Consider the following 22,730-nt stretch of genomic DNA (forward strand, 5'->3'; position numbering starts at 1 on the left):
GGGCCGCCAGGCCTCCGTCGAACACCCGGGGAGACGCCCTTGTGCCGGATCTACGGCTACTTCGGATCCGATCGCGATGTGCGCGCGATGGAGGCCGCACGCGACGCCCAACTGCCCGGCGGCCCCGACCGGCAGGCCCACGTCCGGGGGGAGGACTGGGGCCTGGGCTGCAACCGCCTCGCGATCCAGGATCCGTCGCACGGCCGCCAGCCGTTCACGAACGCCGACGGCTCGGTGCACGCGGTGTTCAACGGCGAGATCTACAACTTCCGCGACATCAGGCGGGAACTCGCCGCGCACGGGGTACGCGTCGACGGCGACTGCGACGGCTCCGTCCTCCTTCCGTACTACGAACTGCACGGCGACCGCTTCGTGGACCGGCTCGAAGGCATGTACGCCATCGCCCTGGTGGACCTGCGCTCGGGACGGAGGCTGAAGCTGTGGAGCGACCCGCTGGCCGTCAAGAGCCTGTACTACGAGGCCACCGCGGACGGTGTCGCCTTCGCATCCGAACCGGCCGGTCTCGCCGCCCTGCGGACGGGCCGCCCCGCCGTCGATCCGTACGCCGTCGACCACTACCTGAACTGGCAGTGTCTACCGCCCGGTTCATCGCTGTACGCCGGTGTCTCCGCCCTGCGGGCGGGCGAACACCTCGTCCACGACGGCCAAGCGGCCGTCGTCCGAGCGCGGCGACCCACCGAGACGCCGCCGCCCGACGACACCCGCACGCCCGCCCGCCTCGGCTCCCTGCTGACGGGGGAGGTGGAGCGGATGTCCCTCCAGTCCGCGCCCGTGGCCGTACAACTCTCCGGCGGCCTCGACTCCGCCGTCCTGGCGACCCTGCTGGGCCGCCGCCGCACCGACGTCACCGGCTTCCACGTGACCCACGAAGGCACCCACCCGTCCGACGAGGAGACCTACGCCCGGGACGCCGCCTCGCACGCCGGAATCCCCCTCGAAGTGGTCGAGATCCGCGAGGCGGAGCTGCCCGAACTGATTCCGCCCATGGTGGCCGCGCTGGGTTCCCCCAATGCGACGCCCCATGCGCTGAGCGCCTACGTCCTCTTCCGGGAGATCGCGAAGCGGTCCTTCCGGGTGTGCTTCGTGGGCGACGGCGCGGACGAACAGTTCGGCGGCTACCGCCGCTACAGCACCGCGCTCACCGCCACCGACGACACCTGGCCCGAGCACTACCTGGACCGGCTCTCGCTGGTCCCGCACGAGCGCTACCGCCGGCTCTACACGCCCGAGTACCGGGCGCTGCTCGACTCCGGCGGGAGCAGCCGCTCCCGCGCGCGGGAACTGCTCGGACCGCCCGCCCCCGGGCGCCTGGAGCAACTGCTGACCTTCGACCGGCTGCACAAACTCCCCGGCCTCAACCTCCGCAAGCTCGACCACCTCTCCATGGCCCACGGGATCGAGGGCCGGGTGCCCTACTGCCAGCCGGCCGTCACCGACTTCGCACGCCGCACCCCCGATGCCCTGAAGGCCACCGCGGCCCGGCGCAAAGGCATCCTGTGGGACGCCGGCGCCCCGCTCGTCCCGGAATCGGTACGGACGCGGCAGAAACAACCCTTCACCTTCCCCGTCGACGCGTTCCTGGCACCCGGCACCAAGCTCTGGGAGTTCGCGACCGACGTGCTGGCCCGTCCCCGGCTGCGCACCGACGGATTCCTGAGCGGCGCCGCCATCCGCGAAGTCCTGGACACGCACGCCGTCCGCCACGACCAGGCCCGACTGGTGTGGGGCCTGATGATCCTGGAACTGTCCCTCCTGCCCCTTCCGTGAGACCCCGTCACCCGGGCCCCGCGGACGCGGTACCGTCCCGAAACAGGGCAGGACCCCTTCAAGAGAAAGGTGCACCGGTGCGCAGCATCCACGTCGTCACCCACCCGGAGGCGAGCCACCACGTCGAAGGCCTGGTCGGCGGATGGCACGATTCCACGCTGACCCCCGAAGGAGTGCGGGAGGCGGCCTCGATCGCCCGCGCCCTGCGGGCCGAGATCCCCGAGGGCGCGGAGGTCGAAGTGATCTCCTCGGACCTCCGGCGGACCCGGCGCACCGCAGAGGAGATCGGTGCTCTGCTCGGTGTGGAGGCGGCCCTGGACCGCCGGCTGCGGGAGAAGTCGTACGGGGAGGCCGAGGGCCGGCCCCAGGAGTGGTTGGACAAGCGGTTCGTCCCCCCGCCCGCGACCGGCGACCGGATGGGTCACGACGAGGGCATCGAGGGAGCCGAGACGCGGGCCGAGTTCGCCGGACGGATCTACGAGGCCATGGACGGGATCCTGAGCCACCCGTATGAGCACCAGGTCATCGTCACGCACGGTTTCGCACTGACGTTCGTCGTGGCCGCCTGGATCGGCATGCCGATCGACTCCCTCGGCCACGTCAACTTCCGGGTCGCCTCGGGCAGCATCACCCATCTCCGCGAGGACGACTTCTTCCACAATCGCCAGCTCGTCCGCCTCGGAGACACCCGCCACCTCTAGGCCGCCCCTTCCGGATCTTGCCTGATCCGCGCCGCCCGGCACCGCACCTCGCCGCGTTGTCGAGGCACCCGAGGACGTCCGGTGATCGGGAGCCTCTCCGCCTTGCGATGCACGGCGCCGGACGACGCGGGCTTCACCGGCACGATCCGAAGGGACGACCCAGGCCCTGTCGTCGAAGTGGCGCCGACAAGGCCTGCGGACCGTGCTCCGGACACGCCGCGCCACGGGGAGGCATGGCTGCGAGCGCGACTGCGCCGTCGCCCCGGGACGCGGCTACCGGGGTGACTCGCACCGCCGGGGAAGCGTCACGGTCCCGGGCCGATGCTCGAAGGTGTCCATGACCAACCACTCGTCCAACTCGGGGTCGTAGAGGTTCTGGACACCGAACTGCAGCACCTGCCAGAAGGTTCCCCGGTTGTCCTCGTCGACGTAGATGTCACCCAGCGCGAGCGGCAGACGCGGATGATTCCCGGGAGGCAGCTGTGGGAGGACGACGCCCACCCTCCAGTGGTTCACGTGCCGTTGCGTGGGAGCGCGTCGAAGGGTCTCCCGCCCGACGAACCGGGCACCTTCGAACGCTTTGTTGAGCGCCTCCAGGTTGAAGTCCGGGATGCGGGAGCAAGGATGCTCGTTCAGACCGGGCCACTTGTACGTCAGCGTGTAGAGCGTGTCGTGGTAGATCAGGTTGGTGAACCAGATCGGGTACTGCGGGCCCCCCGCGGTCATCTGGCTGTCGCCGCCCCTGCCCTCCCAGGTGAACGGCACCGTGATGTCCAGGTCCCGCACGATCCACTTGCCCTTGCCGCGGAAGTCGCGGGGGAGGCGGGGCGGAGGCGGCGTCGGGGAGACGTCCTGCCGCACGGCCACCGTCCCGAACGACGGAGTGGTCCCGGGCCGGGCGTCGCCACCGGGAGGCGGAGCTGCCAGGACGAGGGCGACCACTGCGGCAAGAGCGGCCGACGTGGCCGTCTTGCGTGTGCCTTTCCAACCCATGGTCTTCCTCGGCTGTCGTGTCGGGCGCCGTCACGGCGCCGGGTACGGTCACGGCGATGCGGGGACACCGTCCCCGGAATTGAAGATTCCGAAACCGCCGGCCTGGGGGGACACCGGCAGCTCCGGTCCCGAGAATCTCGGCGCTCCACCCCGCGAACCCACCGGCACCCCGACCCGGCAGCGGCTGGACCGAACGGCGAGCAGGGCGCCCTGTCGCCACCGTGCCGTCGTCCGCCGAGTGCCGTTTTCTACAAGACCCGCCCCTGGGCGCTCCGTCAGACTCGTGCCGAGTTCCGCTCCAACAGGCGCTTTCCCTCCTCCGACCTGCTCCTTTGCGGGCCGGCCGGTCGAGGGGGTAGGCGCACCCACGCGTCAAGGAGAAAAAGCCATGCGCATGACGAGGAAACTCGCAGGACTTGCCGGCGGCATCGCGCTGACCGGCGGATTACTCGCCGGGAGCGCGGGCACGGCCGGCGCGGCTGCGTCGGACTGCCCCTCGGGCTACTTCTGTGTCTGGTCCGGACAGAACTACACCGGCCAGAGGCAGCAGATCGCCGGGAGCAACTCCAACCTGACCCAGTACGCGGTGTTCCAGAACTTCAAGTCCTGGTACAACCACGGTGCTTCCTGTGCGCTCAAGTGGTACTCGGGAACCAGCTACACCGGCTCCAGCGGAGTCATCCCCAAGGGGAGCAAGCAGTCCGACAGCGTGGGCCACTACATGAAGTCCAACAACTGGGTCAATTGCAGCTGAACGGCTCACCCTCGAGGGCGGCGCTCACCAGGAGCGCCGCCCTCGGCTCGTTCCCGGGTTCCCGTCGCGGGGGCGACCGGGACCCGCTCCGCGCAGGCCTCGGGGGAGGCCCTCCGCCGGCTGGGCGCGGGGGAGGAGGCGCCCGGCTCCGGTGGGCCCTGACCGGAGCGCCACGGTCAGGGGCGGGGGAGCCCGGTCGTCGTCAGGAGGGCCGGTCGGGTGCGTCCCAGCTCCGGTGATACTCGGCCCAGTCGGGCTGCGGTCCAGGCAGCGCGGTGTGGACGGTACGCAGCCCGTCGAGGGCCAAGGTCAGCATCCTGCGGCGTGCGTGGTCATCCTGCTCGGTGCGGCGGGGGTACCGGCTGAACATCTCCATGAGGTGCGTGATGTCGAGCGTCGTGACGTCACCGCGTACGGTCCCGTCGTCGTGGCCGCGTCGCAGCAGTTGTTCGGCCAGCGTTCTGGCCCGCTCGTTCGCGGCGGACACCTCTTCGGGCAGGCTGAACGTCCCGGCCAGGGCCGCGAAGGCGCCGGCCCTGGCGTCGACCGCGGCGGTCATGTACCGCGCCAAGGCGTCCCAGCCGCTGCCCCGCGCCTCCAGCGCCGCCTCGAGGTCGGCGATCGTCTGGGCGATGCCGATGGCGCACAGGTGCTGGAGGAGCTGCTCCTTGCTGCCGTAGCGGCGGTAGAGGGTGCCGATTCCCACGCCGGCCAAGGCGGCGATGTCCGCGACGGGGGCGTCGGCGCCCTGTTCCGCGAACACGGCGCGGGCAGCGTTCAGTATCAGCAGGTCGTTGCGTTCCGCCTCGGCCTGGCGCCCGAACCGCCCACCCGCGCGCGGGCGGCCGAGATCTGTCTCTTTCATGGCGTCCAACCTATTGCCTGTCGGAGTACTGTGCTCCGATACTGCCTATCGGAGCACATCGCTCCGATAGGAGGTTCCGATGGACAACACGTCCCTGTTGGCCCTGTCCGCACCCCTCTTCGTGCTCCTGGTCGTCATCGAGATGATCTACTACCGGCTCCACCCCGACGAGAACGCCAGCGGCTACGGACTCCGTGACACCGCCGCCAGCTTCGCCGTCGGCGCGGGCGCCGCCGTCGTCGACGTCGTCTACAAGATGCTCGCGGTCGCCGTCTTCGTCGGCCTGTACGAACTGACCCCGCTGCGGGTCGAGGTCACATGGATGACCTTCCCGCTGATCCTGCTGGCCCAGGACTTCTGTTACTACTGGATGCACCGCGAGCACCATCTGGTGCGCGTGCTGTGGGCCAGTCATGTGGTGCACCACTCCAGCCGCAGATACAACTTCTCCACGTCGGTCCGCCAGCCCTGGACGGGCCTCACCTCCCAGATCTTCTACATACCGCTGACCCTGGCCGGGGTGCCGCCCTGGGCGATCCTCCTGTGCGGCGCGATCAACATGCTCACCCAGTTCTGGCTCCACACCGACCGCATCGGCCGGTTGCCCCGCCACATCGAGAGGGTCGTCAACACCCCCTCGAGCCACCGGGTCCACCACGCCTCACAAGGCGGATATCTGGACCGCAACTTCGGCGGCATCCTCATGATCTGGGATCAGATGTTCGGAACCTGGGCCGAGGAAACGGAACGCCCTGCCTACGGCCTCACCAAGAACATCGACACCTACAACCCCCTGCGGATCGTCTCCCACGAATACGCCGCCATCGGACGCGACCTGGCACGCGCCACACGATGGCAGGACCGGGCACGCCACCTGCTCGGCCGCCCAGGATGGCAGCCCGAACAAGCAGCCCTCCCCTCCGGCCCACAGCGCAAGCCGTCAGAGCAGCCGACCACCAGCCTCCGCGGCGCATGCTGCCCCGACGTCACCACCGGCGCCCGGTGCACCTGCCGGCCCTCCGGCGTGGACATCGGTCGCTGACGGAAAGTCGGGCGCAACACCCTGGAAGTGACACCTTGGACGAACAGCACTCTGCCCCCACACGCACACGGGAACTCAGGGAATCCGTCATCATCGCGGCGCCACCCGAAGAGGTGTACGCCTCGATCAGCGACGTGAAGCACATGCCCCGGTGGAGTCCGGAATGCGTCAAGGTCCTCCTCCTCCCGAGCAGGAGCCGGCCCCACCCCTCCTTCATAGGAATCAACCGCAACGGAGTACGCCACTGGTTCACCCTCTGCCGGGTGACCACCGCCGACGCCCCCACGGAGTTCGCCTTCCGCGTATCCGTCGCGGGCCTGCCCCTGGCCACCTGGGGCTTCCGGATCCGCCACGCCGATCACCACCACACGGCAGCCACCACCGGCTCCACCCACGTCACCCAGTACTGGCACGACCTGCGCCAAGGCCCCCTCGGGACAGTCGCCGACCTCTTGGGCCGCACGGTCGCGGGCACCTCTCCCGCGGCCCGCGTCCGCGTCAACCGGGCAGGCATGATCACCACACTCCACCGGCTCAAGCACTCCATCGAGGCGCCACAGGAGGCGAGTCAGTCCGGTGGTGGTCCCCCGACCGTAGTCGTTGATCACGGCTCCGCGGCACGAACCGCGCACGCAGCGCACGACGAGGGACGCCCCGACACCTCGGCGCGAGCCCCGGGCCGCGCGCAGTGGACGAAGAGCACCCGTTCCGTATCGCGGAAGGTTCCATGACTCCCCAAACCGTCTCCCCCCTCACCAAGACCGTGGCCGAGGCACGCAGCCTCTTCGACTCCGGCAGGACCCGCCCCCCGGCAGCCCGCATCGGCCGCCTGCGCGCGCTGCGCGCCACGCTCACCGAGCACCGGCCCGCATTCGAAGCCGCACTGTGGAACGACCTGCACAAGGGGCCCGGCGAAGCACAGTTGACCGAGATAGACGTGACCCTCGCGGAGATCAACCACATGCTGCGCCGCCTTCGGCGATGGGCCAGACCCTGGCGCGCTCCGGCACCGGCGGCACTGTGGCCGGCACGGGCCCGCCTGGTGTCCGGACCGCTCGGCGTGGTGTTGGTGATCGCCCCGTGGAACCATCCCGTACAGCTTCTCCTCAACCCTCTGGTCGGCGCACTGGCCGCGGTAAACACGGCCGTACTCAAACCGAGCGAACTCGCACCGGCGACCTCGGCACTGATCGCCCGGCTCGTCCCGAGGTACTTCGCCGACGGCGCCGTCCGCGTGGTGGAGGGAGGCATCCCGGAGACGACGGACCTCCTCGCCCAGCGGTTCGACCACATCGTCTTCACCGGCAGCGGCACGGTGGGCCGCATCGTCATGAGGGCGGCGGCCGAGCACCTGACACCGGTGACGCTGGAGCTGGGCGGCAAGTCACCGGTCTGGTTCGACGACGATGCCCGGCTGCGCAGGGCGGCGCGGCGCCTGGCATGGGCGAAGTTCACCAACGCCGGCCAGACGTGTGTCGCCCCGGACTACGTGATGACCACCCCCGACCGGATCCCGGCACTCGTGGGCGCGCTCCAAGACGCGATCACGGACATGTGGGGAATCGACCCTCGAACGAGCGGGGACTACGGACGCATCGTCGACGAGCGGCAGTTCGACCGCCTCACAGCACTGCTTCACGGCACCGAGGTCGCCGTCGGCGGCCGGTGCGACCGTGCCGAACGCTACATCGCTCCCACGGTGGTGACCGTCCCCGCCCTCAGCCATCCAGCCGTCGGCCCGGGAGCAGCCCACCCCCTGCTGCGGGAAGAGATCTTCGGCCCGATCCTGCCCGTTCTCCCCGTCGATCGACTCCGCCGAGCAGGCCGCCCATGTGATCAACGGCTGGGACAAGCCGCTCGCCCTGTACGTCTTCACCTCTTCCGCCCGCACCCGCCGACTGTTCGAGCAGCACACCTCATCCGGTGCCGTGGTGCACGACGCCGGCCTCATCCACGTCGCCGCCACGGGTCTTCCGTTCGGCGGCGTGGGCGCCAGTGGCATCGGCGCCTATCACGGCGTGTACTCCTGGCGAGCCTTCTCCCACCTCAAGCCCGTCCTGCGCAAGCCGCACACGATGGACACCCTTCGCCTGGCGCAGCCACCGTTCACCCGTCGCGGGCTGCGCTTCGTCAAACGCCTGATGTGAGCCTCCGGGAGCCATGCCTCCTCGACCGCCTACAGGCCGGCTGTGTGCAGGTGGTCCAGGGTGGTGCCGTCAGGGCTCCGCCCGAAGGCGGCCTCCAGAACGGCGGGGAGGTCTTCCTCGGGGACCGTGATGCGCACGTCCGCCAGAACCCGGGGAAAGTCGTCATCGCCGATGACGCCCAGGTGCTCCTGACGGAGCTGATGGATGACCCCGACGAGCTCCGGTCTCAGCCGCATCCAGGCACGGGAGGTACGGATCTCTTCATCGACCTGGTGCATGAACCAGCGCATGACCTCGTACGGGACGTCCGCGTGCCCTGCGTGCGGGTTGAAGCACACCGTCGGCTCCCGTGCCGGATCCTCGTCGGGGACGATGGCGATCACGAGGGTCCGGTGCCCGGCCACGAGGTCCAGTTCCAGGTACCAGGCATCATCGGGCACGGAGTGCATCGCGGTGATCGCGTAGTCGCCGTCGGGGTGTCGAAAGACCATTGCCGCATGCTGTCACGCCGGACTGAGGAGTGCCTCTGTAAAAAGTGCGGCTCGACGACCCTGCGTCCGGGCCCGGATGAGGATGGCGGCGAAGTGCAGCGCTGCCCGGTGAGCGATGGCGAGTCTCCCTCCTTCCGGCTCCGGCGGCGTGCTGATGGGCCCGGCAGACGGGGGAGTCCACCGGCACGGTCCGGTCGATGTCATCGGCGTCGCCTGCCGCTGAAAGGAACGCGGAGAGGATCCGTTCCCATGTGCCGTTCGTGAGGGCGCCGGCCGTCAGTCCTTGAGCTCGTACTTGCAGTGCTCGTCCGACGTGCCGTCCTGGTTGTCGGCGACCTGCTTGCCGTCGACCTTGATGGTGCACGGGGCGGGCTTGAGCATCCCGTCCGGGCCCTTGACCGAGCCGGGCACCACCGACACCGTGACGCCGACCTTCAGCTCTGCGCCCTCCAACTGCATGGACTCCGTCTTCGTCCAGGGCAGCGTCACCTGCTCGAAGTGGTTCGTGTTCCCGATCCACATGACCTGGGCCGCGCCGGTGCCACCCACTTCGAATACCACCTGGTGCGGAACGCCCTTCTTCCCCGAGGACGAGCCCTTCGCGCCGCCGCTCGCCGAGGCGCTCGGTGAGGCCTCGCCCGGCTTGGCCGGGCCGGCGTCCTTCTTCTCGCTGCCGCACCCGGTCAGCAGCGCGGCCGCTGCGAGCAGGGTGATGGCGAGGGTTGCTGTCTTGCGCATGTGCGTTCTTCCCCGTTGCTGAACTGATCGGTACCGGTGCAATAGGCAACCGTAGATCATGGCGCCGCGCGGAAGGACACCAGCCGAGAGGCGGGCACAGCCCCCGCACCTCACTGTTCCGGTCAGGGTCCGGACAACATCTCGGCCGTTCTGCGTCCCGACTGAGGCATCCTTCCGCGTCCCGTCCGGCAGCTCCCTCTGCGTCGTCCACGCGCGGGGTTGGAGCAGGGCGCGGCATGAAGGGGTCTCCCTGGTAAGTGAGTTGTCTGATGAAAGGCTTGCGGGCATGAAGATCCTTCTTCTCGGTGGAACCGTCTTCCCGGGCCGGGCACTCGTCGACGAGGCGCTGCGGCGCGGGCACGAGGTGACGTTGCTCCACCGCGGGCAGTCGGGTCCGACGCCCGTCGGTGTGGAGACGGTCCTGGGCGACCGCGAGGACGAGGACGCCTCGGCGAGTCCTTCCCCCGGCACGCGTGCGCGGTGGACGCCTCGCCCGACGACGTGCCGTGCAACGCGCTCAAGGCGGCTGCGAGCGGGCTGTCGAGGAGGGCTTCCCGGGGCGTGCGCTCATCGTCAACCCCGGCATCATCGTCGGGCCCGGTGAGAACATCGGCCGGCTGCCGTGGTGGCTGGAGACCATCGCACGCGGTGGCCGGGTGCCGGCGCCCGGGTCCCCCAGCCGGGCGATGCAGCTGGTCGACGGCCCGTGACATCGCCGTCTTCGTGCTCGACCGGCTCGCCGTGGGAGGTGGCGGCCGCTATCTGACCACCGGGGTGCCCGGCAACACCACCATGGGCCGGCTGCTGCACGTCTGTGTCGAAGTCACCGGCGCGCAGACCGAACTGGTCTGGGCGGACGAGCAGTTCCTACAGGACCAAGGGGTGCAGCCGTGGACCGAGGTGCCGCTCTGGGCCCCGGACATCCCTGAGGTTGTCGGCACCTGGACCGCTTACACCCGGCCGTTCTGCCGGTCGCCCCCTGATGCGCTACCCGGACATCTACTCGGTGGCGGCCGAGCAGTTCGCGAAAGATGCCTCGCTGACCGGGGTGGAGGCCTCACGGTCGGAGGTGTCCCGGACCCGGACCTTGATCGACGTGGTCTTCACCTACACCAGTCGCACCAACAACGTCGCCGACCGGTTCGCCGCGCGTGTCGATGTCACCGAGATGTTCCCCTTCCTCACCTCTCCGCTCTCTCCCTATTACCTGCACTGAGGACCGGTTCGCCCATCGAGCGTGCCCGGGCCCGCGTCAGCACCCGCCTGCCACGCGTCCTGACCCGGGGCGGGACGAGTCCGCCGCGGGACTCCCGGGCCGCCCGCCGGCGGGAGTGCGCACGGCGGGCAGCCCGGTCGGGTTGCGGTCAGGGGTGATCAGGGAGCGAGCATGATCGTCTTGCCGGGCAGGCGCCCGGCGCCGGCGTCGTCATGCACGGCGGCCAGCTCGGCCACCGGGCGGTGGGCGGCGACATGGAGCCGGAGCTTGCCGGCATCCACCTTGGCGACCAGCTCCGCCAGTTGGGCTCCGTCGCTGCGGACCCACAAGCTCGCACTGCGCACCCCCCTCGCGGGGTCCTCGGGGACAGGGCCGGCCGTGCTGGCGGCGACCCCGCCGTCGGCGACGTGGTGCGTCAGCCGCGCGAGCTCCTCCGAGGAGGCGCGCACGTGGTTGACCACGACCTGGAAGGGACCTCCCACGACGGTCGGCCCCGCGGCGAGGGCCAGGGGGCCGAGGACCCGGTGCGCGCCGTAGCCCCGGAGGCGGTCGGCGTGCTGCGGCACGTCCACGGCGGTCACGTGTGCTCCCGCGTCGACGGCGAGCTGAACCACGAGGCTGCCCACCGCGCCCCCCGCTCCGTTGACCAGGACGGTCTGACCGGGCTTCAGCTCGGCCAGCTCGAAGGCCGTCTGCCAGGCGGCGAGGCCGGTCAGCGGCAGCGCCGCGGCGTCGACCAGGTCGGTCGTGCGGGGTGCCGGAGCCAGGGACTCGGCCGGGGCGAGGGCGTACTCGGCGGCCCCGCCGGCGGAGCCGAGGGGCAGCATCGCCACGACCGGGTCGCCGACCTCCAAGCCGGTCACGTCCGCGCCGAGTTCAGCGACGGTGCCCGCCAGGTCGATCCCCGGCACGTACGGCAGCGTGATCGGGATCATCTCGGCCAGGACACCGGCGCGGATGTGGTCGTCGACGGGGTTGAACGACGTGGCCGCCACCCGCACCAGGACCTGCCCGGTGCCGGGGACGGGACGGTCGACGTCCTCGTAGCGCAGCACCTCGCTGCCGCCGAACGCATGGAAACGCATTGCCTTCATGGCTTTTCCTCCAGGGTGTGTTGATGTCGTCGCCACCGGACGGGGCGATCGGTCGGGAAGGCGCGGCACGTCGAAGTGCTCAGGTCAGTTGCACCGAGCGGGTCGAGTTGCCCATCACCATGCGGTCGATGGCGCTCACGGCGCTGCCGGGGTCGTCGGCGGCTCCCACGGTGAGCAGCAACGGGACGAAGTGGTCGGCCGTCGGATGGGCGACCGCGGCGCCGGGTGCCTTGTTGCGGTAGTCGACGAGGGCGTCGGCGTCGCCCCGAGCGAGGGCGTCGACGGCCCATTCGTCGAAGGCCGTGGTGTCGGCGGTGAGCTCCGGCCGGCGGAAGACGGCGAAGCTGTGCGTCATGAAGCCGGAGCCGAGCACGAGGATGCCTTCGTCGCGCAGCGGCCTCAGGCGTGCCCCGAGTCGGAGCAGTGCGCCGGGGTCGAGGCTGGGCATCGACATCTGTACGACGGGGACGTCGGCCGCGGGATACATGGCCATGAGCGGGATGAAGGCCCCGTGGTCGAGGCCGCGGTCGGCGAACTCGTGCACCGGCGTCCGGCCCAGCAGGCCCGTGAGTCGCCGAGCCAGGTCGGTGGCGTCCGGGGTCGCGTAGGGAAGGGTCTTGTAGCGGGGGTGGAAGCCGCTGAAATCGTAGAAGAGCGGGGTGCCGGCCGCGGCTCCGGACATCACGACCGGTGCGTGTTCCCAGTGGGCCGAGATGACGACGATGGCGCGGGGTTTGGGCATCGACCGGGCCCAGTCGAAGAGGTCGCCGAGCCACTGCGGATCGTCGAGTGTGAACGGGGCGCCGTGGCTGACGAAGAGGCTCGGCATGGGCCCGTCGGAGGGATTCCACACCCGCTGTTCGCGTGCCTGTGGCAGGGCTCTGGCAAGGAGGTCGTCGTATGCCGCGGCCGGGGGGCGCGAGGGTAAGGGGGAAGTCAGGCCGTTGGGGGAGGTCAGGCTGCTCGTAGTGGTCATCGAACTCAGCTCCTTCACTTGCCCAGGCACGTCTGATCACTTGCCTGGGCAAGTTGAAAACTAACCCATCGAGAGTTGCCTGGGCAAGTGATGGGAGTTGCCTGGGCAAGTATGATGAGGCTCATGGAAACTCAGTCATCCTGGCTCGACGACGACGAACAAGGCCTGTGGCAGGCACTCCTCACGGTCGTCATCGCCCTCCCGGCCGCCCTCGACCGCCAACTGCAGCGGGACGCGGGCATCTCCAACTTCGAGTACGGGGTTCTCGCCCGGCTGTCCATGGCCGACGAGGCCACGATGCGCCTCAGCGACCTGGCCCGGGTCTGCGACAGCACGCAACCCCGCCTGTCGAAGTTGATGGATCGCTTCGAGGCCCGCGACTGGGTCGCCCGCCGGCCCGACGCCGGCGACGGGCGCTACACGCTCGCCACCCTGACCGACGCCGGCCGACAGAAGCTCGTCGAGAGCGCACCGGAACACGTCGCGCAGGTGAAGCGGCTCGTGTTCGACCCGCTGAGCGCCGCTCAGCGCCGCCACCTCGAGGCCGCGCTCACCCGCATCGCCGCCACCGTGCGCCGGGAGGTCGAAGGGGGCTGACTGACGTCCGGGGGGACTCCCGTCGGCTCTGCGGCACCCTGACGCGGTGCACGGGAAACCGCGGACCTCGACGGCGGTGTGGCCGTACGCAGCGAAGAAACCCCGCTCCATCCCGGACCGGGGCGGAGTCGTGCCGGCCGCCGGCGCGGTCGATCCGCAGCGCGCCGCCGGCGAGGTGGCGGCCGTCCGGAGCGGGGCGCGAGAACCTCGGCGGTGGTGGTGAGAGTCGGCGCGCCGGTGGCCCGACCTCGCCGGGCCACGAATAGGGCCGTGCTGAACCCTGCGGAGCCGGCGAGGTCGGCAGTCACCCGCGCCCGGCGCGGGGCTCCGGCCGCTTTCTGACGGCCATCTCCGGACGTGTGGGTGTGTCAGTCGAAGCCGGTTGCGGGCGCGTTCGCCCCGGACCGGAACTCCACAACGCTCTTCGAGCGCTCTGCCACGTGGATCCACACCGTCCCGGGCCAACGACAGGCATGGTCGGGCGTGTCCACGCGATGGCGACACCTCACTCTCGGGGCGGCGTGACCAGAGTGTGACAAAAGATACACGGGTCGCAATAAACCCAACTTTGGTTGCTTCCGTCTCCCCATCGGATCGGGTTTTGACCACTCCTGATCCAAGCGGCACTGGCGCCCGGGTACGGAGCGGCGGTGCTGACGCCCCGAGAACGAGCCCTGCCGGGCCGACGCACCGAAAGATCAGATATATGACGCCCAGTCAGCACCGAGTCACGCCGTCCCGCAGACACTTCATGCTGAGTTCTGCGGCGGTGGCGCTCGTCGGAGCTGCCGGGTACGCGGTGGCCTCGTGGCCGGAGGGAACGGAGGAGCCGGACGCCAAGGGGGGAACCGACAGCGTGGAGGCGGCGCCTCCCCTCACGAGCCGAGAATCCGTCATGCAGATCGTCGCGCACCCCGACGACGACCTGTTCTTCATGAACCCGGACACGGGCCATTCGATACGCTCCGGCCGCCCGATCACCTCGGTGTACGTGACGTCAGGGGAGGCCGACGGCATCAACGCCCCCGGGCACGCCTCCCCGCTCCACCCCATGCCGCCCGCCGACCGGCCGCGATACGCCGAGGCCAGACAGAACGGCATACGTGCGGCATACGCTCAGATGGCCACCGGCGACAAGACCAGCCCCTGGACCCGCACCTCCATACCCACCATCGGCGGCGGCACCGCCGAGCTGGACACCCTCCAGGCACACCCCCAGATCAACCTGGTCTGGATACAACTGCGCGAAGCCCGCGAGATGTACAAAGACGTGCCCCACAGCCTGCGCGGCCTGTGGAACGGTCAGACCCCTTCGCTGGAACCGATGCTCGCATCCGACACCCCTGCCAAGCCCATCAGTTACACGAAGGACCAGCTCGTCGACGCTCTCGCCGGCCTGATGCGGCGCTTCCGCCCCACCCACATACGCACCCTTGACCCCACCCCGTCCCGCGAGGGCGTGAGGCATCAGATCATCGAGCACCAGGACCACGTCTTCAGCGCCCGCTTCGCCCAAGCGGCGCTCCAGAAGTACGCCGCGACCTCGGGCCACCCGAACTTCACCGTCCAGACCTACCTGGGCTACAACACCAGCTACCTGCCGCGCACCCTCGACAAAGAGTCAGCGGATGCCAAGGCGGAGACGGTGAAGACCTACGCCTGGATGGATCCGAAGGACAACTACTGTGGCAGCCAGTCCGGTTGCGGAGACCGAAAGGTCTCCAACCGGCCCTACGGGAACAACTGGGCCCAGTCGGTCCGCTACTCCCGCGCCAATTCGACCAGTTGGCTTCAGCCCGGCGAAGACGACGGCCTGTGGGCGTTCGGCGTCATCGACCAGAAACTGGCCGTCTGGCACAAGGCTCCCGGCGCGAAGGACACATGGGCCGGGCCGAAGCTGATGGCGGCGGACGGGCTCCTCGACCCCGGACTCACGACGGTGCGGTTGCGCGACGGTCGCATCGCCGTGTTCGGCACCGTCACCCACCTCGGGCGGGGAGCCGACTACCGTCGTGAGGTTGTCACCACCGTCCAACAGCGTCCCGGGGGCGACTTCGGGGCCTTCCACGCGCTCGGCACACCGCCCCAAAGCGGCGCGAGCGTGCTGTCCGACCTGTCGGCCCCGGCCCCCGCCGTCGACGGCTCCGGCCGCCTCACCGCGTTCGTGCGCGGGGGAGACCTCAGGCTGTACCAGACGGGGCAGGACGCGAAAGGCGTCTGGTCCGCGTGGCGCGACCTGGGCGGCATCGGCCTGCACGGCGACCCGGCCGCCACCACCGACAGCGCCGGCCGCATCCGCGTCGTCGCAGCCACCCCGAAGTCCGTGCTGACCTGGGTTCAGCCGAAACCGGGCACCCCGCTCCCGGTCAAGCCCGAGCAGAGCGGGCTGCCCGCGACCACGGTCAGTGGACTCTCCGTCTGCCCCGACGGCGACGCGGTACGGGTGTTCTTCCGCAAACCCGACTCCGGCGCCGTCCAAAGCGCCCTGCTCGACGGCTCGGGCCGCCCGGTCGTGATCGACCTGGGCGGGGTCGGCGGCTACGGCGCGGTGGGCCTGAGCGTCCCCGCCATCGCCGGCCGGGGCCCCGACGGGACCCTCGGTACGACCTCGACAGGAGGCGACACACCACGCTGGACCACCGCTGGACTGCTCATCTCGGGAGCCCCCGCCGGCGTCCAGACCGGATCGGACGGCGTACTCACCGCGCTGGGCCTCGACGCCAAGCTCTACTGGACCCGGACGTCCGACGCCGGCCCGCCGAGGTGGAGGCTTGCGCCCGGATGACAAGGCAAAACCCACGACGCACGGGGACGACAGAGCGGACCCCCGGGCCCCCTGTCCGTACCGTGGGCCGGCGTTGGGCGGTGGAGTCGTCGCCAAGCGGAGGGCTGCGTTCGGCACCATGAGCGATGCCTCGCGTCACCGTCCGATCAAGTTCGACGTGCTCGCCGCACGCGGATTCGCGATGCTCCCGCAGGGTCTCAGCAGGGGACGGACCCGACCTCGTCGTACGACATCGTGGAACCGGCGGGTCCCCAGACGTCGAACTCTATTTTCTTGCCCTTCGGCGCGGCCCAGGGCGTGTAGTACATCTCGGAACTCCCGCTGAACTGGAACATGCCGAAGACGCAGCGACCGTCGGCCTTGGTGTCCTCCACCCAACCGTGCACATGGTTGCCGCACACGGTGCCGCTCATCTTGCCGTGCCCGCGCGCGAGGCCGAAGGGGACCGGGCAATCCTGGATCTGCTCTCCGCCGGGCGGAGCGGCGGCCTGGGCTGCCACGGGTGCCACCGCCGCGGCCACGACGAAGGCGAGGACTCCTGCGGTGGCGCAGATCTTCTTGCGCATGTTCACTCCTACGGATCGTGATGGAGGTCGGTCTCCTTCTCGTGCTCCGTCAGTTTCTCCGCCGGGCCGAGCAGCGGTCATCGGCGTGGCGTGCGGGGAACATCGGCTCCGCGTGCACGGCGTCGCGTGAGACGGCCTCTCGCGAGAAGACGTTGCGGTGTTCTCCGGGGGAGAGGCCGTAAGCGGCACGGAACGCGCGCCCGAAACCTGCCGCAGTGGTCAGGCCCCACCGCGCTCCGATGGCGTGCACCGGCAGGTCACGCAGCCGGGGCGACGTGAGGTCCTCGCGACACCGCTCCAGCCTCCTGCGTCGGATCCGGGCGGACACCGTCTCGCGACGGCCGCGGAAGAGTTGGTGGAGAAGGCGCACGGAGATGTGGTGTCGCGAGGCGATGGCGCCCGGGGACAGGCGGGGATCAGCCAGATTGTCCTCGATGAAGGTGTCGATCGCGGCCAGCAGGACCTCGTGGCGGGTCTCCGGCGGGAGGCGCTCCTGTACGCCGACCTGCTGAGCGAGGAAGCCGGTGGCCAGATCGAGGCTCGTCCGGCCGAGCCGGCGGCTCATGTCCTCGTCCAGGGCAGGCGCCTGCTGGACCAGGGACTCCACGTACTGGGCGAGGATCCTGCCCACTCCGGACCGCGCCGACAGTCCGGAGGCGAGCAATGGCCGGATCTTGGCCTGCGGCAGAGGGACCAGCCCCTGCGGCAGATGCAGTATGACGGCGCGCGACGCGCCGACGTCCGGGCCGCTCAGAGCCTGCCCGCTGTAGGGCCGCGAGGAAGTCCACATCGCGAAGTCCCCGGCGTGGAGACGAGTTTCGGAGCGTTCCTGGGCGATGTGCATGGCCCCGCCCAGGATCAGAGTGAGTTCGTACGTCTCCGGGTCGGAGCGCCGGACGAGGTGTGCGGGGCGTTCCGACGACAGCGACGGGAAGGACATCGTCGTCAGATGCACGGCCCCCAGGGGAACGAAACCTGCCCGGCCCACGAAATCGGCGGCGTGATCAGTGGCGACCCGGACGGGAGCCACTCCCCGCCCCACCACCTCCCGCCACCACGCGAACCGATCCTCGGGCGGCAGACTCGTCGTGTCGAGCTCCGTGTATGCCATGGGACCCCTCCAGACGCTGCGGCGACGTGGAGCATGCATGCACCTGCCGCGCAGGCGTCACACGCCCCGCCGCCGACATGGCTCAGGGTTCTCCCAGCATGGCCTGAAGGCCTCGAAACGATGTGTCGCGGACCGGCCGCGCCCCCGGTTCGAACCGGGGGCGCGGCGAGCCCTCTGCGTGGAGGCGTTCAGTTCGCGCCGAAGCGGAGGCTGGTGAACGAGGTGTTGCGCGGGGCCCGTTGGCCAGGGGCCAGCTTCAACGCCTTGCCCTTGCACTCCTTCCCGGCGAAGACCGTGACGGGGGTCTTGGTGCCGTTGTGGGCGCCGTGCGCCTCCTGGCTCATCGTGAAGCACTTTCCGTCGGGCAGGTCCTCGACGAAGAACGGCTTGTCCTGGGCGCCGATCCAGCTGAACGGGCCTTGTGAGGCATGGGCCGCGCCCGTGTGGGCGGTCAGGGTGACGGCGAGACCGAGCAGAACGAGGACGGCGGGGCGGCGGACAGCACGCATCGTGAGTGCCTTTCCTGAGTGAGGGAAGAAGGGCCGGAGGGGCCCTGCCCGATCAACGACTCGGCCTCCTCCATGACACGCAGGGATGATCGCCGTCCGCGGTGATCGCCTCGGAGGTCTACCGGCCGGGACCCGCCTGAACCGCTCGACCGCGCCCGCCACTGCTCCGCGGTCTCTTCGCGTCGGCTGAGTACGATCACCCACGCCGACCTGAGTACGCGAGGTGTTGCCCCCCGTGCGCGGCGCCGGAACGATGAACGCATGCGCCGACTACTGCTGTTCGCCCCGCTGTTGCTGATCACCGTGGGCTGCGGGGTGATGCCGTCCTCCGAGGGCGAGGCGACGGACGTCGCACGGGCGGTGGCCAGGAAGGCGGGCGAGCGGCTCTACGGGCAGCGTGAGCGCACGGCTGAGGAGGTCGGGCGCGCCGCTTCCGGCATCGACGGCGTGGAGGTGCTGCGGATCACGGGTACCTCGACGCACGACGGGGACGGCGTCGATGTGGTCGTCCGCACGTCCGGCTCGGCGTACGAGGGATGGCTCGCCCCTGAGGAGGTCGTCGTACGGCGCTGCTTCGAGGTGCGGGTGTCGCCCAGGTCGGAGTGGAGCGAGGATCCCCGTGACGTGGACTGCCCGGATGGTCCTCCGCTGACCTTCGCCCCGCTACCGGAGCCACCCCGGCTGCCGTACGAGGAGCTCCGCGCGAAGCTACCCCGGGTGCCGGAGGGCGGCCGGGTGGACGAGGCCGAGGTGCGCCGGACGCTCGCCGCCCTGAACCTGCCTCCGGCGATCCGTACCGAGGTGAAGGCGGACGGCGGCAGGGTCGGCGTTCTCCTGTCGGTCAAGGGCGACGGTTTCGACGCGCAGGACTGCCTCCTTGCCCGGGTCGGCCCCGGCGCCACCGAGGTGTGGGTGCCGCCACGGATCCAGCGGATGCCCGGAGAGGGTGGATGCACCGTCGGCAACGCCCTGAACCGGAAACCGTCACCGCACTGAACGGCGTGGTGCAGAGCCGTCCCGGACAGGTGGCGCTGCGCTGCGGTGTCCCACCCTCTTCGATCTGATTCTGCTCGGCGGTTGCGCGGCCCTGTTCACCAAGGCGGCCGACGACGTCGGCCAGGACCTCGGCGAGACAGACGCGGAGACCAGCCGACGAACACGGACGGGGACACCCGCTCTCTCGCCCGGTCCCTCTCTCGCCCGGTCGCGGGATCCGCGATCCGCCGGATCACCGGCGGGTTCGCTCCGCCAGGGCGGGCTCAGTAGCCGGTGCCGCGCTTGGTCTGGGCGCGTTCGATTCCGTGGGCTGCCCCCTTGTTGTCCAGGGTGCGGCAGGCATCGGCGATGTCCTGGCTGAGACGGTCGACCTGCTCGCGGCTCAGGGTTTCCTTGACCAGGGCGCGCAGGATCTTCACCTTCTGCGCGTTGGGCGGGAGGGTGTATGCCGGGACCATCCAGCCCCGCTCGGCCGAGAGTTGCCAGGCGATGTCGGACTCGTCGTAGGCGTTCTCGCCGGCGAGACGGAAGGCGACCAGCGGCAACTGCTCGAGGTCGCTTCCGATCACTTCGAAGCGGCCGCTGCTTCGCAGGTTGTCCGCCAGTGCGCGGGCGTTCTCCTGCATGATCTTCATGACGTAGGTGTAGCCCTGGCGGCCGAGCCGTACGAAGTTGTAGTACTGCGCCAGCACCATCGACGCCCCGGTGGAGAAGTTCAGCGTGAACGTCGCGTCGGTCTTGCCCAGGTAGTTCTCGTAGAACACGAGGTCCTTGGCGAGGTCGGCTTCCTCGCGGAAGATCAGCCATCCGATGCCGGGGTAGACCAGCCCGTACTTGTGTCCCGAGACGTTGATCGAACGGACCTGCTCGAGCCGGAAGTCCCATTTGGAATCCGGGTAGAGGAAAGGCCACACGAATGCGCCGCTGGCTCCGTCGACGTGGATCGGAATGTCGAGGTCCCGTTCTTTGCGAACGTCCCGAAGGAGCTTGTCGATGCCGACGACGTCGTCCTTGTGGCCGGTGAACGTGGTGCCGAGGACGGCGACGACGCCGATCGTGTTCTCGTCGAGGTGGGGCTCCACATCCTGCGGGCCGATCGTGTACTTGCCCTCGGAGAGCGGCACGATCCGCGGCTCGACATCGAAGTAGCGACAGAACTTCTCCCATACGACGTGGACGTCACCCCCGAAGATCAGGTTGGGCCGATCGATCGACAGACCTGCCGCCTGGCGGCGCTCGCGCCACTTCCACTTCAACGACAGCGCGCCCAGCATGATCGCCTCGGATGATCCCTGGGTCCGACATCCGGTCGTCGCGCCCGGTGCGTGGAAGAGGTCGGCAAGCATGCGCACGCAACGCTGCTCGATCTCGGCAGAGATGGGGTACTCGGCGTGGTCGATGAAGTTGCGGTGGAGGTTCTCCGCGATCAGCCGTTGTGCCTCGGGCTCCATCCACGTGGTGACGAACGTGGCCAGGTTTCGCTGCGGGTCACCTTCCATGGCGAGATCCACGTCCACGAGCCTCATCGCGTCCGTCGCCGGCATCCCCTTCTCGGGGAAGGTCTCCGAGGGGGCCGGCACCGTCAAGAATCGGTTACCGAAAAGGGCGGATTCGTCGTGCTTGGTCATGCGGCGATTCAACAGTGCCGGAGCCTGCGCGGGCGGGGGACACACCGTGTCCCCCGCAGAGCGGGGGCCCGAGCCAATGCAGACACGGGAGGGGCGACGGAGCCGACTGCCGGCGGGCACCGCAGGACGAGGAAGCGCAGCGCATCAACGCCGAACACCGCAGCACCGCCGCATCGCCCGGCCCGCCGGCAGAGGCCTGAATCGGGCGGACACCGTCGAAGGCCGAGGGGGCCGGCACACGGATCCGTGTACCACCGCGGGCACCCGTCCGAGGGGTTTGCGTGGACAGGTCCCTTCCGGGGGAAGCCGGCCCCCGCCGCCGCCTGCCGCTCACCTGTGCATGTGGGCGCCCTTGAGTACCTTGTCCACGAAGTTGCGCGGTCCGTGGACGGCGATCCCCACCAGGTCGAGCTGGTCCCTGCCCACCGCAGCCACCGCTGCCCGGTTTGCGCCGTCGTGACCCGTGCCGAACAGGTCCGAGGTGAACACCGCGGTCGGCAGTCCGCGTCGCACCGCCCGCTCGTGCGCGACCGCCACCGCTTCCTTCCCGCCCTCGAAGACCAGAACGGGTTGGCGGAACATCGGCAGGTAGGGAGTGCCGTCGGCGTCCCGGTACGGCTCGCCGACCAACTCGGGGAGGGCCGTCCCGAGCCCGCTGACGAGGAACGCGGTCACATTCAGCCGCTGCCACGTCTCCAGATCGTCACGCAGCAGAATCGCGATCTTGGTGTCGAAGCGCACGGGTACCTCCGCGCCACCCACTTCCACCTGCTCGTTTTTCTCGTTCTTCGTCTCGTTGCTCATGCCCTGAGACTGCCGGGCACGGCCCCGCGCGGTCTTGTACGTTCTTTGCGTGCAGCCCCAGCAGAAAGTCTCGGCCTGGCGCCCGCGGGTCGCGGGTGTCGTCGAGGTCTTCCACGCCCGTTTCACCGCGCACGCCTACCCCATGCACGTACACGACGAGTGGACCCTCCTGATCGTCGACGACGGCGCCGTCCGCTACGACCTGGACCGCCACCGACGCGGCACCCCGGGCGGCACCGTGAGCCTGCTCCCGCCCCAGGTTCCCCACAACGGATCCGCCGCCACCTCGCACGGGTTCCGCAAGCGCGTCGTCTACCTCGACACGACGGTGCTGGACGAGCGATTCATCGGCGCCGCCGTGGACGGTCCCGACCTCGCCGACACGGTCCTGCGCCGGCGCGTCGGGCAGCTCCACCAAGCCCTGGCCTCTCCCGGTGACGCATTCGAGGCGGAGAGCCGGCTGGCCCTGATCGGCGAACGGCTCAGCGCGCTGCTCCAACCACGCCTCGAACCCCCCGGCGGACACACTGCACCACCCGGCGCCGGCGCCCGCCACGGCATCGCGCGGAGCCTGCGCGAACTCCTCGACGAGCGGGTGGCCGCGGGCATCTCCTTGCCGGAAGCGGCCGGTCTGGTCCAGGCCCACCCCGCCCATCTGGTCCGCTCGTTCAGCACCGCCTTCGGCATCGCCCCGCACCAGTACCTCATCTCGCGCCGAATCGCCCTGGCCCGCCGGCTGCTCCTCGACGGCCGCCCGGCCGCCGAGGTGGCGGTCGAGGCGGGATTCCACGACCAGTCCCACTTCACCCGGCACTTCAAACGCATCGTGGGCACCACCCCCGGACGCTACGCCCGCTCCGCGGCGCCCTGACACCGGGAACTCCGCTCACCGATGACACGCACCCGCCGGCCCCCTTCCGTCAACGTGT

Annotated in this window: 22 protein-coding genes and 1 pseudogene; 12 read left to right on the plus strand and 11 right to left on the minus strand. The window is 69.9% G+C overall.

Features of this window, described 5'->3' with window-relative positions; translation table 11 throughout:
• Window positions 1-39: 39 nt before the first annotated feature.
• A complete protein-coding gene (gene asnB / locus ACQEVM_RS17015; RefSeq protein WP_433079555.1) occupies window positions 40-1,788 on the plus strand; it encodes an asparagine synthase (glutamine-hydrolyzing) in 1,749 nt (582 codons plus the stop codon).
• A 77-nt stretch (window positions 1,789-1,865) separates the two neighbouring features.
• A complete protein-coding gene (locus ACQEVM_RS17020; protein ID WP_433079557.1) occupies window positions 1,866-2,489 on the plus strand; it encodes a histidine phosphatase family protein in 624 nt (207 codons plus the stop codon).
• Window positions 2,490-2,762: 273 nt separating this feature from the next.
• Here ACQEVM_RS17020 and ACQEVM_RS17025 read toward each other — a convergent pair whose 3' ends face one another.
• A complete protein-coding gene (locus ACQEVM_RS17025) occupies window positions 2,763-3,482 on the minus strand; it encodes a hypothetical protein (RefSeq protein WP_433079559.1) in 720 nt (239 codons plus the stop codon).
• 388 nt (window positions 3,483-3,870) lie between these two features.
• On the opposite strand from ACQEVM_RS17025, the gene ACQEVM_RS17030 reads away from it, so the two are divergent.
• Entirely contained in the window at window positions 3,871-4,236 is a 366-nt protein-coding gene (locus ACQEVM_RS17030) for a peptidase inhibitor family I36 protein (RefSeq protein WP_433079561.1), read from the plus strand.
• A 202-nt stretch (window positions 4,237-4,438) separates the two neighbouring features.
• On the opposite strand, the gene ACQEVM_RS17035 is transcribed toward ACQEVM_RS17030, so the two are convergent.
• A complete protein-coding gene (locus ACQEVM_RS17035; RefSeq protein ID WP_433079563.1) occupies window positions 4,439-5,101 on the minus strand; it encodes a TetR/AcrR family transcriptional regulator in 663 nt (220 codons plus the stop codon).
• Window positions 5,102-5,180: 79 nt separating this feature from the next.
• Here ACQEVM_RS17035 and ACQEVM_RS17040 point away from each other — a divergent pair, with 79 nt between their 5' ends.
• The 3 genes and pseudogenes from ACQEVM_RS17040 (at window position 5,181) to ACQEVM_RS17050 (ending at window position 8,290) form a co-directional block, all read left to right on the plus strand.
• Window positions 5,181-6,143, plus strand: a complete 963-nt coding sequence (locus tag ACQEVM_RS17040) for a sterol desaturase family protein (protein WP_433079565.1) — start codon at window positions 5,181-5,183, stop codon at window positions 6,141-6,143.
• A gap of 35 nt (window positions 6,144-6,178) precedes the next feature.
• Complete coding sequence (locus ACQEVM_RS17045; protein WP_433079567.1) at window positions 6,179-6,874, plus strand: SRPBCC family protein; 696 nt, start codon at window positions 6,179-6,181, stop codon at window positions 6,872-6,874.
• Window positions 6,871-8,290, plus strand: a pseudogene (locus ACQEVM_RS17050) (aldehyde dehydrogenase family protein). The gene ACQEVM_RS17045 and the pseudogene ACQEVM_RS17050 overlap by 4 nt, the downstream one beginning before the upstream one ends.
• Window positions 8,291-8,319: 29 nt before the next feature.
• On the opposite strand, the gene ACQEVM_RS17055 reads toward ACQEVM_RS17050, so the two are convergent.
• Window positions 8,320-8,781, minus strand: a complete 462-nt coding sequence (locus tag ACQEVM_RS17055; RefSeq protein WP_433079569.1) for a hypothetical protein — start codon at window positions 8,779-8,781, stop codon at window positions 8,320-8,322.
• Window positions 8,782-9,057: 276 nt separating this feature from the next.
• Window positions 9,058-9,519 (minus strand): hypothetical protein, encoded by a 462-nt coding sequence (locus ACQEVM_RS17060; RefSeq protein ID WP_433079571.1) that lies wholly within the window; start codon window positions 9,517-9,519, stop codon window positions 9,058-9,060.
• 506 nt (window positions 9,520-10,025) lie between these two features.
• Between ACQEVM_RS17060 and ACQEVM_RS17065 the strand changes: the two genes are divergently transcribed.
• The gene (locus ACQEVM_RS17065) at window positions 10,026-10,229 is read left to right on the plus strand and encodes a hypothetical protein (RefSeq protein ID WP_433079573.1); all 204 of its coding nucleotides are present in this window, start codon (window positions 10,026-10,028) and stop codon (window positions 10,227-10,229) included.
• Window positions 10,230-10,501: 272 nt separating this feature from the next.
• On the plus strand, window positions 10,502-10,735 hold the full coding sequence (locus ACQEVM_RS17070; protein ID WP_433079575.1) for a hypothetical protein: 234 nt from the start codon (window positions 10,502-10,504) through the stop codon (window positions 10,733-10,735).
• Window positions 10,736-10,893: 158 nt separating this feature from the next.
• Here ACQEVM_RS17070 and ACQEVM_RS17075 read toward each other — a convergent pair whose 3' ends face one another.
• Window positions 10,894-11,829, minus strand: a complete 936-nt coding sequence (locus ACQEVM_RS17075) for an NADP-dependent oxidoreductase (protein WP_433079577.1) — start codon at window positions 11,827-11,829, stop codon at window positions 10,894-10,896.
• Between the two features lie 79 nt (window positions 11,830-11,908).
• Complete coding sequence (locus tag ACQEVM_RS17080) at window positions 11,909-12,658, minus strand: DODA-type extradiol aromatic ring-opening family dioxygenase (protein WP_433080061.1); 750 nt, start codon at window positions 12,656-12,658, stop codon at window positions 11,909-11,911.
• A 270-nt stretch (window positions 12,659-12,928) separates the two neighbouring features.
• Here ACQEVM_RS17080 and ACQEVM_RS17085 point away from each other — a divergent pair, with 270 nt between their 5' ends.
• A complete protein-coding gene (locus ACQEVM_RS17085; RefSeq protein WP_433079579.1) occupies window positions 12,929-13,402 on the plus strand; it encodes a MarR family winged helix-turn-helix transcriptional regulator in 474 nt (157 codons plus the stop codon).
• A gap of 751 nt (window positions 13,403-14,153) precedes the next feature.
• On the plus strand, window positions 14,154-16,187 hold the full coding sequence (locus ACQEVM_RS17090; RefSeq protein WP_433079581.1) for a PIG-L family deacetylase: 2,034 nt from the start codon (window positions 14,154-14,156) through the stop codon (window positions 16,185-16,187).
• 197 nt (window positions 16,188-16,384) lie between these two features.
• Here the strand turns inward: ACQEVM_RS17090 and ACQEVM_RS17095 are convergent, their stop codons facing one another.
• From ACQEVM_RS17095 to ACQEVM_RS17105, 3 genes are all read right to left on the minus strand, one after another.
• Window positions 16,385-16,753 (minus strand): hypothetical protein, encoded by a 369-nt coding sequence (locus ACQEVM_RS17095; protein ID WP_433079583.1) that lies wholly within the window; start codon window positions 16,751-16,753, stop codon window positions 16,385-16,387.
• A gap of 49 nt (window positions 16,754-16,802) precedes the next feature.
• On the minus strand, window positions 16,803-17,864 hold the full coding sequence (locus ACQEVM_RS17100; RefSeq protein ID WP_433079585.1) for a helix-turn-helix domain-containing protein: 1,062 nt from the start codon (window positions 17,862-17,864) through the stop codon (window positions 16,803-16,805).
• Window positions 17,865-18,052: 188 nt separating this feature from the next.
• Window positions 18,053-18,373 carry a hypothetical protein gene (locus tag ACQEVM_RS17105; protein ID WP_433079587.1) on the minus strand — a complete coding sequence of 107 codons (321 nt, stop codon included), beginning with the start codon at window positions 18,371-18,373 and terminating at the stop codon, window positions 18,053-18,055.
• A gap of 261 nt (window positions 18,374-18,634) precedes the next feature.
• Here ACQEVM_RS17105 and ACQEVM_RS17110 point away from each other — a divergent pair, with 261 nt between their 5' ends.
• Window positions 18,635-19,369, plus strand: coding sequence for a translation initiation factor IF-2 (locus tag ACQEVM_RS17110; protein ID WP_433079589.1), 735 nt, complete (start codon window positions 18,635-18,637; stop codon window positions 19,367-19,369).
• Window positions 19,370-19,632: 263 nt separating this feature from the next.
• On the opposite strand, the gene ACQEVM_RS17115 is transcribed toward ACQEVM_RS17110, so the two are convergent.
• On the minus strand, window positions 19,633-20,997 hold the full coding sequence (locus tag ACQEVM_RS17115; protein WP_433079591.1) for a glutamate decarboxylase: 1,365 nt from the start codon (window positions 20,995-20,997) through the stop codon (window positions 19,633-19,635).
• 330 nt (window positions 20,998-21,327) lie between these two features.
• A complete protein-coding gene (locus ACQEVM_RS17120) occupies window positions 21,328-21,801 on the minus strand; it encodes a DUF2000 family protein (RefSeq protein ID WP_433079593.1) in 474 nt (157 codons plus the stop codon).
• 49 nt (window positions 21,802-21,850) lie between these two features.
• Here ACQEVM_RS17120 and ACQEVM_RS17125 point away from each other — a divergent pair, with 49 nt between their 5' ends.
• Window positions 21,851-22,672: an AraC family transcriptional regulator gene (locus ACQEVM_RS17125; protein WP_433079595.1), complete on the plus strand. Its 822-nt coding sequence runs from the start codon at window positions 21,851-21,853 to the stop codon at window positions 22,670-22,672.
• Window positions 22,673-22,730: the final 58 nt, after the last annotated feature.

The organism is Streptomyces sp. CA-243310, assembly GCF_050936775.1.
GTDB lineage: Bacteria > Actinomycetota > Actinomycetes > Streptomycetales > Streptomycetaceae > Streptomyces.